Source organism: Mucilaginibacter pineti (assembly GCF_900101875.1).
GTDB classification, from domain to species: domain Bacteria; phylum Bacteroidota; class Bacteroidia; order Sphingobacteriales; family Sphingobacteriaceae; genus Mucilaginibacter; species Mucilaginibacter pineti.
The window spans coordinates 63,188-78,530 of sequence record NZ_FNAI01000021.1 but is presented as its reverse complement, the minus strand read 5'-3'; the positions used below and the strand labels follow the sequence as shown (position 1 = coordinate 78,530).

General features: G+C 44.6%; 12 protein-coding genes. 8 read left to right on the top strand and 4 right to left on the bottom strand.

The window, feature by feature from the left end; all coding sequences use genetic code 11:
• Positions 1–74: 74 nt before the first annotated feature.
• Positions 75–803: a hypothetical protein gene (locus BLS59_RS28680; protein WP_091156545.1), complete on the bottom strand. Its 729-nt coding sequence runs from the start codon at positions 801–803 to the stop codon at positions 75–77.
• Between the two features lie 130 nt (positions 804–933).
• On the opposite strand from BLS59_RS28680, the gene BLS59_RS28675 reads away from it, so the two are divergent.
• Positions 934–2,193, top strand: a complete 1,260-nt coding sequence (locus BLS59_RS28675) for a prephenate dehydrogenase (protein WP_091156541.1) — start codon at positions 934–936, stop codon at positions 2,191–2,193.
• A 512-nt stretch (positions 2,194–2,705) separates the two neighbouring features.
• Here BLS59_RS28675 and BLS59_RS28670 read toward each other — a convergent pair.
• A complete protein-coding gene (locus tag BLS59_RS28670) occupies positions 2,706–4,181 on the bottom strand; it encodes a type IX secretion system plug protein (RefSeq protein ID WP_240315369.1) in 1,476 nt (491 codons plus the stop codon).
• A 248-nt stretch (positions 4,182–4,429) separates the two neighbouring features.
• Positions 4,430–6,355 (bottom strand): ribosomal protection-like ABC-F family protein, encoded by a 1,926-nt coding sequence (gene abc-f, locus BLS59_RS28665; RefSeq protein ID WP_091156534.1) that lies wholly within the window; start codon positions 6,353–6,355, stop codon positions 4,430–4,432.
• Between the two features lie 323 nt (positions 6,356–6,678).
• On the opposite strand from abc-f, the gene BLS59_RS28660 reads away from it, so the two are divergent.
• Genes BLS59_RS28660 through arsB form a run of 4 tightly spaced genes read left to right on the top strand, consistent with a single transcriptional unit; the run spans position 6,679 to position 9,157 of the window.
• Positions 6,679–7,239: a DUF6428 family protein gene (locus BLS59_RS28660; RefSeq protein WP_091156531.1), complete on the top strand. Its 561-nt coding sequence runs from the start codon at positions 6,679–6,681 to the stop codon at positions 7,237–7,239.
• A gap of 10 nt (positions 7,240–7,249) precedes the next feature.
• On the top strand, positions 7,250–7,663 hold the full coding sequence (locus BLS59_RS28655; RefSeq protein WP_091156526.1) for an arsenate reductase ArsC: 414 nt from the start codon (positions 7,250–7,252) through the stop codon (positions 7,661–7,663).
• Positions 7,664–7,707: 44 nt separating this feature from the next.
• Positions 7,708–8,037, top strand: a complete 330-nt coding sequence (locus BLS59_RS28650; protein WP_091156522.1) for an ArsR/SmtB family transcription factor — start codon at positions 7,708–7,710, stop codon at positions 8,035–8,037.
• Positions 8,038–8,086: 49 nt separating this feature from the next.
• Positions 8,087–9,157, top strand: a complete 1,071-nt coding sequence (gene arsB / locus BLS59_RS28645; RefSeq protein ID WP_091156519.1) for an ACR3 family arsenite efflux transporter — start codon at positions 8,087–8,089, stop codon at positions 9,155–9,157.
• Positions 9,158–9,243: 86 nt separating this feature from the next.
• On the opposite strand, the gene BLS59_RS28640 is transcribed toward arsB, so the two are convergent.
• The gene (locus BLS59_RS28640) at positions 9,244–11,328 is read right to left on the bottom strand and encodes a beta-galactosidase (protein ID WP_205411383.1); all 2,085 of its coding nucleotides are present in this window, start codon (positions 11,326–11,328) and stop codon (positions 9,244–9,246) included.
• A 212-nt stretch (positions 11,329–11,540) separates the two neighbouring features.
• On the opposite strand from BLS59_RS28640, the gene BLS59_RS28635 reads away from it, so the two are divergent.
• From BLS59_RS28635 to BLS59_RS28625, 3 genes are all read left to right on the top strand, one after another.
• Positions 11,541–13,298, top strand: coding sequence for a family 43 glycosylhydrolase (locus BLS59_RS28635; protein WP_091156515.1), 1,758 nt, complete (start codon positions 11,541–11,543; stop codon positions 13,296–13,298).
• A 66-nt stretch (positions 13,299–13,364) separates the two neighbouring features.
• Positions 13,365–13,868 (top strand): hypothetical protein, encoded by a 504-nt coding sequence (locus BLS59_RS28630; RefSeq protein WP_091156512.1) that lies wholly within the window; start codon positions 13,365–13,367, stop codon positions 13,866–13,868.
• 48 nt (positions 13,869–13,916) lie between these two features.
• Complete coding sequence (locus BLS59_RS28625; RefSeq protein ID WP_091156509.1) at positions 13,917–14,873, top strand: acetyl-CoA carboxylase carboxyltransferase subunit alpha; 957 nt, start codon at positions 13,917–13,919, stop codon at positions 14,871–14,873.
• The last annotated feature ends 470 nt before the right edge of the window (positions 14,874–15,343 follow it).

Here is a 15,343-nt window from a genome sequence, read left to right as displayed (position 1 = left end):
CGCAATAGCAACAACTGATTTTGCGAGGGTGTTACATCTGCACATCTAAAATTTGAAATCTGCACATCCAATACCTATCCTCTGCCCAACAACTCATCCAGCTTGTTGCGTTCGGTTTGCAGTTCGCGGGCAAGTTTCTTTTCCTTTTCGTTGGCTTTGGCTTTGTAGGTTTTGTATTCCTCGTCCAGCTCGCTGTATAGTTTTATGCGGTATTTGGCTTCGCGGCTGTGCGCGCCCGAGCGGGCAATTACAATGGCGGCTATCACCCCAAAAACAATAACAAGGCCCCACATCAGCAGGTTATAAGTAGCCTTTGTAAAAGGAATACCAATCAGGTTTATCTGATCGCGTTTGGCGTTTGATTCAGAAAGGGTTTGATCTTTGGTGCTCACATCGGCTTTTAAGCCGGTAATATCCTGGGTTTGTGTAGTCAGTTTGGCTTCGGCAGCGGCAAGTTTTTTACGTTCGATGTTTAGCGTATCCCGCATATTTTTCCATAGGGCCGATGCCAGCGGCTGCTGATAATGGAACAATTTACTTAGCAAATATTGGTACTGCCCGTTAAGCGATTTATCTTTCGCCAAAGCCGAATCGGCAGCAGTAGGGCGGGGCTGGGCGTAGTTATACTTTGCCGGGGCACCCGGAACGGCTGGTTTTAAAGCTGCATTATATTTTACAACCGGTTTTATAACAGCAGGCTTAGCGCCTGCCTTTTTTGTACTATCCTGGGCAAAACTATAATTATTACTGCCTAAAATAATTAATATTAAAACTGAGATACGGAATATTAAATGCTTGTTCATCAAGGTAAAATTAGGTATCCAATGTTAACAAAACAGTATTTTAAAGGTTTTTATTATAAATTACTGCTGTTTCTTTTGGCTAATGTAAGCTTTCATACGGAATTTTGCTACTCATGGTTATATTAGCAGTATGAATATAGGCATTATTGGCTTAGGAGATATGGGGCGTTTGTACGCAAAGGCTTTTGCCAAAGCGGGTTACACGGTTTGCGGCTGCGATTTGCCCGCCAATCGTGAAAAACTGGAGGATGAACTGAGCCCTTTCGGCATTAAAATACTGGATAGCGGCAGCGACGTTTCCCGTACCAACGACCTTATTATATATTCTGTTGAGGCCGATAAAATGGAACAGGTAGTGGCCGAGTGCGGTCCGGCTACAAAGTACGGCGCTATAGTTGCCGGCCAAACATCTGTTAAAACCCCCGAGATTGCCACCTTTGAAAAACACCTGCCTGCCGATGCGCAGATCATTACTTTTCATGGTATGCACGGCCCTGGTTTTGAACCCCGCGGCCAAACGCTGATCCTTATCCCGTACCGCGCTACTGCCGAAGCTTACCAGCGCATGTATGACCTCTTCACCGCCATAGGATCAGACATTGTGGAAATTGCCGATTACCATGAGCACGATAAAATTGTTGCCGATACCCAGGCCGTAACCCACGTTGGTTTTGAGAGTATGGGTACGGCTTGGAAATCTGCCGGTTTTTTCCCCTGGGAAAACGCATCATACATAGGCGGTATAGATAATGTAAAGATCCTTACTACGCTGCGTATTTTTAGCTACAAGGCCCACGTTTATGCGGGGTTGGCCATCCTTAACCCTTACGCTAAGCAACAGGTAAAACGCTATGCCGAATCAGAATCGGAATTGTTTAAGCTGATGATAAAGGAGGAGGCTGCGGCTTTCAGGGAGCGCCTGTACCGCGCCCGCGATTTTGTTTTTCACGAAAGCCGCAAACCTATTATGCTTAATGATACCGTGATGAAGGAATTTTCGCTATCGCAAAAGCCTGAGCAGCAAAAACCAAATTCGCACCTGAGCATCCTGAGTATGGTTGATGCCTGGTACCACCTTGGCGTAAACCCTTACGATAACCTTATTTGCCAAACGCCGCCTTTCCGCCTGCGTTTGGGCATTGCCGAATACCTGTTCAAAAACGAAGACCTGCTGGAAGAATCAATAGAAACCGCCCTGTATGATAAAACCATTCGTGGCGATGATTTGGAATTTCATTCGGCGGTAAGAGAATGGTCGTCAATTATTGGTCATGGCGATATGAACGGCTACAAAAAACATTTTAACGATACCCAATCATTTTTTGCCGGCAGGCTTGAAGAGGGCAAACAACAAAGTGCCGAACTGATCAGAAGGCTGATGATGGATTAGGGAGTAAGCTGAAGGCGGAAAGCAAAGGGCTTAAAGCTTTAATTGCTGTTGGGTGTTATGCAATCCAGCGCTAACCGCAGAGGACTCATCCGACCATCGCTACGCTCGGTCACCCTCTCAACGGCAAGCCTTGAACAGGGGATGGATTGGCTTGATATTATAGTTTCCCCGTCCCCGCCATCGCTCGGCCCTTACCTACAAGTGTTGGAAGATAAAAAGCGTTGTCATTTCGAACGAGGTACGAGGAGAAATCTTCTACGATATGCAATTGAACTTAGCCTTTCGTAGAAGATTTCTCCTTGCCGCTCACACGCAATTCCCATGCAGGCTCGTCGAAATGACAACCTTTTTACTAAAATTTTATCTTCCCAATACTTGTAGTTACAAACGAGCGCAAGTAGATATCTAACAGAAAAGCCAAAAAACTTCCCCGCCCTCTTTCCAGCGAAGCTGAGAAAGGGCGGCCGCACGTAGTGCCGGCGGGGTGAGTCGAACGACCAACCGGCCCCAATCTACTTCACCGTATTCAATTCAGCAAAGCCTACCAGTTCGTCCCAGCGGGCTGTGGGTGGGCGGTAGTAAACTAATAGCTGGTAATCGTTCTCGGTTTCAAAGTGGCTGCCTTCCATGGGTACATCGTCGGCTTTGTGGGTTTGGGCATCAACCCAAACGTATTCGTAATCATATACGCCCTGTTTTAAAAGCAGTTCAATGTGGTATTTGCCATCGTCGCCAATGGTGAGCTCACTGTGCTCATCCAGCTTATAATCATTAAACCTGCCCACTATATAAGGGCTACCCGAAGTTTCGGGACGATTGGCTGCCAATGTAAAATAGGTGTGTGTATAATCAGCATCCGTACGCGGGTCTACCCCGTCGGAGTTAAGGGGGAAAAACTTGCCGTTGTTATCATAATAAAGCACATAGTTCGGATTGTCGCGAACGGGGTCGGCTAATAGCACAACAACGTTGCCCGTATCCTTAAAAATGCGTGCAACCCGCTGCGAGTTTAATTTAAGCGTACGGGTATCAAACAACCTGAACTCGTTACGGCCTGGAAAATCGTTAATGCTCACATCATTAAATACCAACACCGATCCTTTGATGTTGGTGGGCTGTGTGTTTAAGATTCCGGTTTCGGTACGGGCATTTTGCATTACAAAGGTGCGCACATTGGCCGATGGATTTTGGACGGGCAGGCTGCCATAATCAACCGTAAAATTTAACTTTTGATTGGTTTTGCGTAATTGCGTATTTGGCGATGCGATGGTATTCGCCGCTATATTTACCCTTTTGCCCAGCACGTATAAACGACGGGTAAGCACCAGTTTATTCTGATCGCCGTTTTCATAAACTTTTAAAATATAATTACCCGATATTTTGGGGGCGATGTTATTATTGGGGACAAGCTGCTCATAATGCGTATACTTTTGCATGGTGCCCGTGGAGTAGGTATAGGTATACAGCCGATCGTCCTGAAAGCTTTGCAGATACTCGGCCGGCGAAAGGTTGGATGAATTCCAGCGGGTATCGCAATGTTCAATAGTATAATTGTAAGTGCGACTGCCCCCGCGCAAGTCATCAAAGGCCAGCAGCACTTTCTCGTCTGTTCCTAAATTTATCACCGGGAAATCGCCCTGCTTGCGGGTGTTATAAAACTCAACGCTTTTTATAGCGGTGTTGTAAACGGTATTATCGTAAGGCGTTTGGGCGAAGGATCGGAGGGTGAGGAATGTAAGGAGGAATAATAATATCACCTTTGAAAGCCACACGTTATTGCGGATGTGAAAATCTGTAGATATTGAACAAGAGCTGATGTTTGAAAATTCTGGAAGGCTGTCATGCTGAGCTCGTCGAAGCATGGTGTGTAGGGCCTCTGCGCTCAACCCTTCGACAGGCTCAGGGTGACAGGCCTTTTTTAACCTGGTTATGGAGGATTGTCCTATAGTGTTAGGGACTGCTTCGTACCTCGCAACGACGATTTTCATAGGACTAAGATATAAATAATAACAAAAATGTCATTGCGAGCGTAGTGCGGCAATCTCATACGCAAGGTTCGTTACCTGTCCTCTGAGATTGCTCGTACCTCGCAATGGCAATTATATACGACTAAGATATAAAAGTCGGATAACAAAAATGTCATCCTGAGCGTAGCGAAGGATCTATTGTTGACTTTGCAAGTCGTAAAACAGATGCTTCACTACGTTCAGCATGACAAATTAAATTATAAAAGCTATTACGCTTCCAGTTCCAGGATCTGCTCGGCCAGGGCTTCCCATTTTTGCTGAATTTGTTTCAGCTCGGTTTGCTTTTGGGTGTAGGCAGTGTTGGTTTCTTTTAGCTTTTGGCTGTCGTTATAAATTTTGGTATCGGCCAGTTTGGTTTCCAGGTTCTTAACCGTTTTTTCAAGTTCGGCAATCTGCTCTTCCATTTTTGAAAGGTCCTGGTTTAACTTTTTAAGCTGCTGGTGCTTGTTTTCGCCACCATTTTGCTGCTTAACCGGCTCTGTTTTTTTCTCTTCCTTTTTAGGTTGAGGCGCAGGCACGGCCGCTTTAGGCTCCAACTTGCGTTTGTCGTTCCATACATCATACTCGGCATAAGTGCCCGGATATTGTTTGATCTTTTGATCTTCAATGAACCAGATCTTGTTGGCCACATTATCCAGGAAATACCTGTCGTGCGATACAACGATCACCGTACCTTCGTACTGTTGCAAGGCCTGGATCAAGATATTTACTGATGCCATATCCAAGTGATTGGTAGGCTCATCCAGTACCAGGAAGTTAGCATCGGCAGTAAGCGCTTTAGCTAAAGCCACGCGTGATTTTTCACCTCCTGATAATACCTTGATCTTTTTAAACACATCATCGCCGGTAAACAAAAACGAACCCAATATAGAGCGCAACTCCGTATCAGTATGCTTTGGAGCAAATGACTGCAACTCCTGCAGAATCTGGTGCTCCAGGTGTAAACTCTCCAGCTGGTGTTGTGCAAAAAATGTTTGTGTAACGTTATGGCCGGTTACGGCGGTACCTTCAAATTCTTTATCAGCGCCTGCTACAATACGTAACAGGGTTGATTTACCTTTACCGTTGGCACCAATCAGTGCAATTTTGTCGCCTTTTTCAATAATAGCCTCGGCATCGTCCAGGATATCAATTGCAGGATATTTTTTGGTGATATGCTCTAAAGTAGTTACATGGCGGCCAGATTGCCTGCTGAATTTAAAACTGAAGTTAACCTCCGGGTTATCATCATCAACATCGTCAACACGCTCTAGTTTATCCAGCATTTTAATACGCGACTGCGCCATTTTTGCCTTGGATGCCTTAGCGCGGAAACGCTCAATTAAACGTTCTTCCTGTTTTATTTTCGATTGTTGATTTTTAAACTCGCCACGCTGGATCTCGGCACGTAAGGCCTTTTCTTCCAGATAGAAAGTGTAATTACCCGCATAAACATTCAGCTTGCCCTTGCGCGATTCAACCGTGCGGTTGATCACCTTATCCAAAAACCACCTATCGTGCGATACAATGATGATAGCGCCGTTAAATGCCTTCAGGTAATCTTCCAGCCATTGGATAGATGGTAAATCCAGGTGATTGGTAGGCTCATCCAGCAGCAGGATATCCGGCGCTTGTAACAGGATTTTGGCCAGCATCACACGCATGCGCCATCCTCCCGAGAAAGTGCTTAGCTTACGCTGACAATCAGCTTCGCTAAAACCTAAACCGGCTAAAATTTCGTGTGCCTTGTATTCAATATTGTAACCGTCAAGCACTTCAAACTCATGCTGTTTATCGCTTAGTTTGTGTAACAGGTCTTCGGTATAATCGGTTTCCAGCTTTTTAAGCAGGACTTCTATCTCGTCATGTAATTGGTTTTGGCGCTCAAAAGCCTCCATTGCCACATGCACAATATTTTTATCAGATGAGTATGACAGCAAATCCTGGTTAAGGTAACCCATGGTAAGGTCCTTAGCCATTGATATGGTGCCCGATGTAGGTTTATAGTCGCCTACAATAATTTTTAAGAGGGTAGTTTTACCGGTTCCATTGGCACCTATTAAACCAATTTTTTCACCGGGTTTTATATGCCAGTTGGCTTCATCGTAAAGGGCCCGCGCACCAATCTCAAACGTAAGGTTATTTATAGCAATCATTTGCGCGCAAAGATACGGTTTTAAGGGGAAAGGAGGAAAGGTAAAAGGTTAAAGGCGAAAGGTATTATACGGTGCTATACGGGAGTAACAGCATGTGCATATCGAATAATGAATTTCGAATGATAAATGATGAGGTTTTTTGGTGTTTCATCATAGGGAATCCAACGGTAGGAGGGTTAACTCTTGATAGTGCAATTGAATATCAACCTGTTGATGTCAACTCAATAAATTCTTTTCCACCCTATCTCAACAAAAAAAAAATTTTTCCTTTTCTATTTAATTATTAATCGTAATATTGCAATATAGTATTTAACCATAGCAATATGAACAATCACGAAGCCATAAACTGGGCCGATTTTAAAAATCAGCTGTTACTGCACCCCGATCTTGACCTGCAATTTCAATACGCCGAAAACAAGTGGGTTGATGCATCATACCACATCACCGAAATTAAACAGGCACCTATTACATCTGTTGATTGCGGCGGCAAAATGAACAGATGGACGGAAATTATCATACAATTATGGGAACCCGTAAATCAGCAGCAGGACCGCGCAATGCAGGTAAACAAAGCGCTGTCAATAATTAACCTGGTTGAAAAAACGCTTCCGCTAAACCCGCTGGGTACTGTTAAAATAGAGTTTGGTAACTCGGAATTTGATACCCGCCAAATGTACCCGAATACTATCGGTGCCAACGGCGGAAACCTAATTATTGATCTCAGGCCCGATAGTGTGCAGTGCAAAGCCCTTGAACGTGGCGGCAGCTGCGGTACCACCGCCACCGGCGAAGAATGCTGCACACCCGCAAGCGAAAAACCTAAAATAGAATTAAAAAATATGGCAATTGCCCCGGTATGTGTTCCCGGTGGTGGCTGCTGCTAATTATTAACCAATGAAGAATATATTAGTACTATGCACCGGCAACAGCTGCCGCAGTCAGATAGCACATGGCTACCTGCAAAAATTTGCCGGCGATAAGGCGCAGGTATACAGCGCCGGGGTAGAAATTCACGGCGTAAACCCCAAAGCCATAAAAATTATGGCCGAAGATGGGGTAGATATCTCGCACCACACCTCAAACAATGTAGATGAATATATGGCCATTCCGTTTGATTTGATCATTACCGTTTGCGATAATGCAAAGGAAAACTGCCCGTATTTTCCATCAAAAGCCCTGCGTTTCCACCAAAACTTCCCCGACCCGGCAAAGGCAACCGGTACCGACGACGAGGTAATGGACGAGTTTAGGAAAGTGCGCGACATGATTAAAACTTACGCCGCAAACTTCATTAATACGCACATTTAACCCGCGTTTGATTTTTAACCGCTTTAACCGTAATATTGCTTGCAATGGGTTTAACAAAAACAGAAAACTTTACCGAGGCTCAAAACGAACTGGCCAAAATGCTTAAGGCGCTTGCCCATCCGGCACGTATTGCTATAATTGAGCATTTGATAAAGGCCAACGCCTGCATTGGTAATGACCTGGTTGATGTGCTTGGCCTTGCCCAGCCCACCACTTCGCAGCATTTACGTGAGCTTAAAGAAGCCGGCCTGATAAAAGGTACCATCGAGGGCACTGCTATGAATTATTGTATTGACCAGGTGAAATGGAAACAATATGCCGATACACTTAGTACTTTCTTTACAACCGTAAACTTTCCTGAAAACTGCTGTTGATTTTTTTTGTTTCATTGTATTGCTACATCGCAATATATAAATGTAATTTATGACCGCCAATAACTGTAACCCAACCCAGCGTAAAAAGCTCTCGTTTTTAGATCAATACCTTACCCTTTGGATATTTTTAGCCATGGGCATGGGCGTTGCCTTAGGTTATTTTATACCATCGGCAAAGGGGTTTATCAATTCGTTCAGTTCGGGGACAACCAATCTGCCTATAGCCGTTGGGCTCATATTAATGATGTACCCACCGTTTGCAAAGGTTAGGTTTGAGCAAATGGGCAAGGTGTTCAGCAATGTTAAAATACTTTCCCTTTCGCTGGTCATGAACTGGCTTATAGGGCCGGTGCTGATGTTTTTATTGTCGGTAGTTTTTCTGCGAAACCATCCGGCTTATATGACGGGCCTTATTATGATTGGCTTGGCCCGCTGTATTGCCATGGTAATGGTATGGAACGAGCTTGCAGGCGGTAACCGCGAATATGCCGCGGGGCTGGTTGCCTTTAACAGTATTTTTCAGGTGATTTTTTACAGCCTGTTTGCATGGGTATTTGTTACCATACTGCCACCGTACTTTGGCATTGCCGGGTTGCAGGTAAACATCAGCATAATGCAAATAGCCCAAAGCGTGTTCATTTACCTGGGGATTCCTTTTGCAGCCGGTTTTTTAACCCGGTATATTTTGCGCAAAATAAAGGGCGATATATGGTATACTAACTATTTTATCCCTAAAATAAGTCCGCTTACACTTATTGCGCTGTTGTTTACCATACTGGTTATGTTCAGTTTAAAGGGCGGACTTATCGTACAGATCCCCCTTGATGTGGTGCTTATTGCCATACCGCTGGTTATTTATTTCGCCATAATGTTTGTGGTAACGTTCATAACCGGCAAATGGCTGGGTGCCGATTATGCACAAAACGCAGCACTGTCCTTCACGGCAGCCGGTAATAATTTCGAGCTGGCTATAGCGGTTTCCATAGGCGTGTTCGGCATTAACAGCGGCGAGGCCTTTGCGGGCGTTGTTGGTCCGCTGGTTGAGGTGCCTGCTTTAATTGCCTTGGTTAACGTGGCGTTTTGGTTGCGTAAAAAGTATTATGGTTTGAGCCGGAATTAGCAGATTTAATGGAACACGATTATCATTTCTCCTTCAATATATACTGATTTTTACTACTCAGCATAACCATTATTTTCTCCGCAAACTTAATTCACCTCTACAATCTTCATGCCCCAGGGTTCTAATAACATATTAGAATTACTGTTTACGCTTGTGCCGGATAACAGCTCTTTGCCGTTACCGTAAGGATAAGTAAAGCTGGCTTCCTTATTAGAGTAATTGAAATAATAATGCACCGTTTTACCGGCCGCATTTACACCAAACTTGGTAATTACAGGAAAGGTTAATTGTTGATCGGCACCCCAAAGACCGGCTTTTTTAACCGCGTTTGCCAATATTTTATCGGTAACGGCATTGCCTGTAAGGCAGCCTATATAAGTTGCCAGTCCTTTTCCATAAGTATTTTCGGTAATGGCTGCATATTTACCCCAAACCGGGTGATCGTAGTAAGCCAGCACTTTGGCTGTTGTTGGGGTAATGAGCTCCATCCAGGTATTGGCTTTTTTGTCTTCGGGTTTTAGGTTAAAATCATCGCCTTTAAGGCCCACGTTTTCGGGTATGGTAAACTGGCTGTAGTAAATACCGCAAGCATCATCAATTATACCGGGTTGGTGGGTGCTGCGCACTTTTACGTTCTCGTCACTAAAACCGCTTTTTAACGTATAGATGATGTGGCCGCCATTTTTTACATAACGGTTTAATCGTTGCAGCAAACTATCCGGGGCTGCGTATAAAAGTGGTACTATCAGTAGTTTATAGTTTTCGATATTCTGGCTGGTTGGGTCAACAAAATCGCAGCTAACGTTCATGTGGTAAAGGCCATCGTAAAGCTGGCGAAGTACATCGTTGTAGGCGGTTTGTGAGCCGCCGCCAAAACCAAATGCTTTAAACCCGGTGAGGGCCTCGTTGCTGAATAGTATAGCAACATCGTTCTTCTTTTTCAGGTTGATAAGCTTCGGGCCCAACCTGTCAAAATCCTTGCCTATGGTTTTTGCCTCGTTATAAACAGGGTTGGGCTCAAAATCATGACTAAGCAAACCTTTCCAATAAGTTTCGGCCGAGTTATGGATGGAGTGCCAGGGCCAGTAACTCACCATATTGGCACCAGATGCCAGGTGACTAAAAGCCTGTAACCTCAACTGCCCCGGATAAGGCACCCATTCCGGAAAGCCCTGCGCTTCTGTTTCTGAAACAAGATAGTTTTTACCGCCTTTCATTGAGCGGGTAACATCGCCGCCAAAGGAGATCTCTACCCCGGTTAATTTATCCTGGCTGGGGTGATAAATATCTATTCCGGCAATATCCATTGCTTTTGACGCTGCAAAAAGATCAACCTCAGATTGAATACCGAAAGAGTAGCCACGCCAATCAAGGTCGAAATTTTGGGTGATAAACTGGTTTGGCCGTTTGTATTCGCGCACAATAGCCGCCTGCCAGGCTAAATACTGCGTAACCAGTTGTCGTTGAAATTTAGCAAATTCTGAGGAAAGGCTTGCGTTGATTGTATTGTTCATTGAGGGGAAATCTTCCCAGGTATTGATGCGGTTGCTCCAATAGTTTAAACCGAATATGTTGTTAATATTATCCAGCGTTTTATATTTGGCCTGCATGTATTTCACAAATAAGGCCTGCACGTTGGGGCCAGATGTACCGTACGTTTTGGTTTCATTATCTACCTGGTAACCAATAACTGTGGGATTATCTTTCACATGCTCCATTATTTTACGGATCACGCGCTCGGCATAAATCCTAAAATCGGTATTGGTGATATCCATGTTCTGCCTGGGGCCATATTGGTTTTGACCCCAGCGTGTAATGGCCAAAATTTCGGGATGTTTACGGGCCATCCAGGTAGGTATGGCATAGGTTGGCGTACCAATAATTACTTTTATACCGCCTTTTTGCATGGCTGCCAGAACCCTGTCAATATGCGTAAAATCAAAAACACCGTCCTGTGGTTCAACCGTGCCCCAGGTAGATTCTGCAATGCGCACTACATTTATGCCGCAATCCTTCATCATCTGTACATCTTTGTCCAGCCTTTCGTACGGCATATACTCATCATAGTAAGCCACCCCGTATAATAGCTTATCCATTTTAGGATATTGGGCAAATAGAGTGCCGCCAAAAAATAATTGCGCTATGAAAAACAGCAGGTATTTCTTATTCATAAAACGGTAATTGGTTACGAAAAATGAAAGTACAAATTAATTGTGTTATTAACACATAATAATAAAATGTTTCAGGTTGATGAAAGGTTAGGGTCAACTGGGTTTTATTTGATCTGCGGCGAAAAGAATGTTTTGTGAAACAGATGTAGTAGTGCGGGGTAGCTATAAAAACAGATATTTGCCTTATTACCAATGTAACCTGTTTATAGCCTATGAAAACAGTCGCCCGTATTTTATTGCTCTTGTTGTGCTGTATGGATGTGCATTATGCAAACGCACAATCCAAAAAACTTACCTATTGTAACCCGCTCAATCTCGATTATGGTTATACCCCATTTGAAACCTTTGCAAGCTGGGGTAAGCACCGCGCAACGGCCGACCCAACTATTACCCTGTTCAAAGGTAAATACTACCTGTTCTCCACTAATCAGTTTGGCTACTGGTGGAGCAATGATATGCTTAACTGGAACTTTATTTACCGCAAATTTGTGCGCCCCTATAACCAGGTAAAAGGCGATGAGCTCTGCGCCCCCGCCACCTTGGTTTTAGGCGATACATTGTTGGTGATAGGATCTACCTATAATAAAGATTTTACCCTTTGGATGAGCACCAACCCCACCAAAGACGATTGGAAAGCAGCCAAAGATTACTTTAAAGTAGGCGCGTGGGACCCCGGTATGTTTGCCGATGATGATGGCCGGGTGTACATCTACCACGGATCAAGCAATACGCTGCCCATGTACGGCCAGGAGATCGACCGTAAAACCTTCGACCCGATTGGCCCCAAAAAGGAGCTCATCAAACTAAATCCCGAACAATATGGCTGGGAGCGCTTCGGCGAACATAACGATAACGTTTTCCTGCTGCCCTTTATGGAAGGTGGCTGGATGAATAAGCACAACGGTAAATATTACCTGCAATTCGGCGCGCCCGGTACCGAGCAAAGTGGCTACGGCGATGGCGTTTTTATTGGCGATAAACCGCTTGGTCCGTTCACTTATCAAAAGCATAACCCGTTTTCGTACAAGTTGGGCGGCTTTGCCAAAGGGGCAGGGCATGGCGCAACCTGGCAGGATAAGTTTGGCAATTACTGGCACATCTCCACGATGGGGATCTCGGTAAAAAATAACTTTGAGCGGCGCATAGGTTTCTGGCCGGCTGGGTTTGATAACGATGGCGTGCTGTACACCAACACTGCTTACGGCGATTATCCGCAGTACTTAGCCACCGGTGCCGAAGATCATCTGAAAAGTAATTTTACCGGCTGGATGATGCTGAACTACAATAAACCGGTAGATGTATCATCAACCCTGGGCGCTTACACCGCCAATAACGCGGTAGATGAGGATATCAAAACCTATTGGAGCGCCAAAACTGCCAATAAAGGTGAATGGTTTAAAACTGATCTCGGCGCCGTAAGTACTATAAACGCTGTGCAAATAAACTATGCCGATCAGGATGCTACCTTCCTGGGTAAATCATTGGGTGTTTTTCATCAGTATATAGTTTATGCCTCGCTGGATGGTAGGGTGTGGAAGCCCGTTATCGACAAAAGCAAAAACAAAACAGATGTACCGCATGATTATGTGGAACTAAAAACTCCCGCCAAAGCCCGCTACCTTAAAATGGTAAACCTACATATGCCCACAGGTAAATTTGCACTGTCGGGTTTCCGGGTGTTTGGCAAAGGTGCAGGTGCAAGGCCCGATACTGTTCAAAACCTGATCGTTTTACGTGGCGACAGCGAGCGCCGCAACTCCTGGCTTAAATGGAAACCGGTTGATAACGCCACCGGTTACACCATTTACATGGGAATAGCGCCCAATAAGCTGTACAATAACATAATGGTTTACGGTAAAAACGAGTTCTATTTTAGCGGTATGGATAAGGAATTGCCCTATTATTTTCAGATAGAAGCATTTAACGAAAACGGAATTTCGCAGCGCACAAGGGTGGTAAAGGTGGAGTAATGATTGTTTTCATCTTATCGCCCTTCAATGGCCTGATAGTTGTGGGTTTTCCTAAAAACGTAACCTATGATAAAAACTATCCCCATTTTTGTATTGATGTTATTTTTTTACGGCCATGTGAAGGCGCAGGCTGCTGATAGTACTTTGAAAAAATCGCCGGTTAAAAGCTTGAGCGATAGCCAGTATGATGCCTTGCTCAAAGGCGAGGATATATACAGCATGCCCCCGGTAGCCCCCATTAACCATTACCCCACGCCCGAAAGGGCAATAAAATTCAAGGCCGAAATTGACCTTAGTCCGGTACAGGTAACAAAAATTGCTGCTATAGCCAAGGAATTAAAACGCAAAAAGCTGGAGATGGGCGTGTTTATTGTGCGTAATGAGCGGGCTTTGGATAGCCTTTTTCGCAGGTCGAGGCTGGATGATGGCACCATTGTTTTTTATGCAAACCGGTCGGGATTGTACTATGGCGAGCTCAGAAACGCAATTTTACAGGCTTGTTTCCGCACGGGTAACCTGATGTCGCCGGGGCAAATAAAAAAGCTGGAAACATTGCAAAATCATAATTGATAAATTTGCCGTTTGATTTGTTTAATTTAGCAGCCCCAAATAAAGTGTATGAAGATAACTTTTGATTTTGAAAAGCCGTTGGCCGAGCTGATACAGCAGATTGAAAAGGTGAAGCAGGTTGAGGACAAAAACAAGCTGGACATGTCTGCAACAGTTGCCGAACTGGAAGCAAAGCTGGAAGCCGCCAAAAAGGATATATATGCCAATCTTACCGGCTGGCAAAAGGTGCAGATCTCGCGCCACCCCGAAAGACCGTATACCCTGCAATATATTGAACTGATGTGCGATGATTTTATTGAATTGCACGGCGACCGTACTGTTGGTGATGATAAAGCCATCATAGGCGGTTTTGGAACACTTAATGGCCAAACCGTTATGTTCATCGGTCATCAGAAAGGGCGGAACACTAAGGAGCGCCAGTACCGCAACTTTGGCATGGCCAATCCCGAAGGTTACCGCAAAGCATTAAGGCTCATGAAAATGGCCGAAAAATTCAACAAGCCCGTAGTTACTTTAATTGACACCCCCGGCGCATTCCCAGGTCTTGAAGCCGAAGAACGCGGACAGGGCGAAGCCATTGCCCGCAACCTGCTGGAAATGTCGGTGCTTAAAGTGCCCGTTATCTGCGTTATTATTGGCGAAGGTGCATCTGGTGGTGCATTGGGTATTGGTATAGGCGATAGGGTATTGATGCTGGATAACTCATGGTACTCTGTTATATCACCAGAAAACTGCTCAACCATCCTTTGGAAAACATGGGAAAATAAAGAACGCGCTGCCGAAGTGCTAAAACTTACCTCGACAGAAATGCTGAAGAATAAACTGATCGACGGTGTTATAAAAGAACCCCTTGGCGGTGCCCACCAGGATCCCGTAGCTATGGCTGCCATCCTTAAAAAACAATTACTAAAAGATATCAAAACCCTCAGCGAGAAAAACATCGACCAACTGGTTACCGAACGTATAGATAAATTCTGTTCGATGGGTGTGGTTAACGAAGGATAATCTCTGGGTGTAAGGATTTTTGGAATAAGGATTTTTAGACCAAGGATCAAAGATTAATTTAACAGAAAAAGCGGCTTATGGCCGCTTTTTCTGTTAAATTAAGGTTGTCATCCTGAGGAACGAAGGATCTGTTCTGATACTTGCAAGGTGAAAATACAAGTCGGTGAGTAGATGCTTCACTATGTTCAGCATGACAGTGTAACCTATCCTTGCGCTCGTTTGTAGCGACAGGTGTTGGGAAGACTAAAAAGTTTGTCATTTCGATAGAGCCGGGGTGGGGAAAAAGCGCGGTGTGAAAGAGAAATCTTCTGCAGAATATAGAGCTTCAATGCATATCGTATAAGATTTCTCCTCGTTCCTCGTTCGAAATGACAAACTATTTAGCCCCTTGCGCTCGTTTGTAACGAGTGCTTAAAATGTTCTTGCGTCTGCGACGCTTCTTCGCGATGCAATCGCGTGACCGGGTTAAG

Bases quoted from the DNA above. Each gene is read 5' to 3' on its own strand.
- BLS59_RS28680 (WP_091156545.1), bottom strand. From the start codon at position 803: ATGAACAAGCATTTAATATTCCGTATCTCAGTTTTAATATTAATTATT.
- BLS59_RS28675 (WP_091156541.1), top strand. From the start codon at position 934: ATGAATATAGGCATTATTGGCTTAGGAGATATGGGGCGTTTGTACGCA.
- BLS59_RS28670 (WP_240315369.1), bottom strand. From the start codon at position 4,181: ATGAAAATCGTCGTTGCGAGGTACGAAGCAGTCCCTAACACTATAGGA.
- abc-f (WP_091156534.1), bottom strand. From the start codon at position 6,355: ATGATTGCTATAAATAACCTTACGTTTGAGATTGGTGCGCGGGCCCTT.
- BLS59_RS28660 (WP_091156531.1), top strand. From the start codon at position 6,679: ATGAACAATCACGAAGCCATAAACTGGGCCGATTTTAAAAATCAGCTG.
- BLS59_RS28655 (WP_091156526.1), top strand. From the start codon at position 7,250: ATGAAGAATATATTAGTACTATGCACCGGCAACAGCTGCCGCAGTCAG.
- BLS59_RS28650 (WP_091156522.1), top strand. From the start codon at position 7,708: ATGGGTTTAACAAAAACAGAAAACTTTACCGAGGCTCAAAACGAACTG.
- arsB (WP_091156519.1), top strand. From the start codon at position 8,087: ATGACCGCCAATAACTGTAACCCAACCCAGCGTAAAAAGCTCTCGTTT.
- BLS59_RS28640 (WP_205411383.1), bottom strand. From the start codon at position 11,328: ATGAATAAGAAATACCTGCTGTTTTTCATAGCGCAATTATTTTTTGGC.
- BLS59_RS28635 (WP_091156515.1), top strand. From the start codon at position 11,541: ATGAAAACAGTCGCCCGTATTTTATTGCTCTTGTTGTGCTGTATGGAT.
- BLS59_RS28630 (WP_091156512.1), top strand. From the start codon at position 13,365: ATGATAAAAACTATCCCCATTTTTGTATTGATGTTATTTTTTTACGGC.
- BLS59_RS28625 (WP_091156509.1), top strand. From the start codon at position 13,917: ATGAAGATAACTTTTGATTTTGAAAAGCCGTTGGCCGAGCTGATACAG.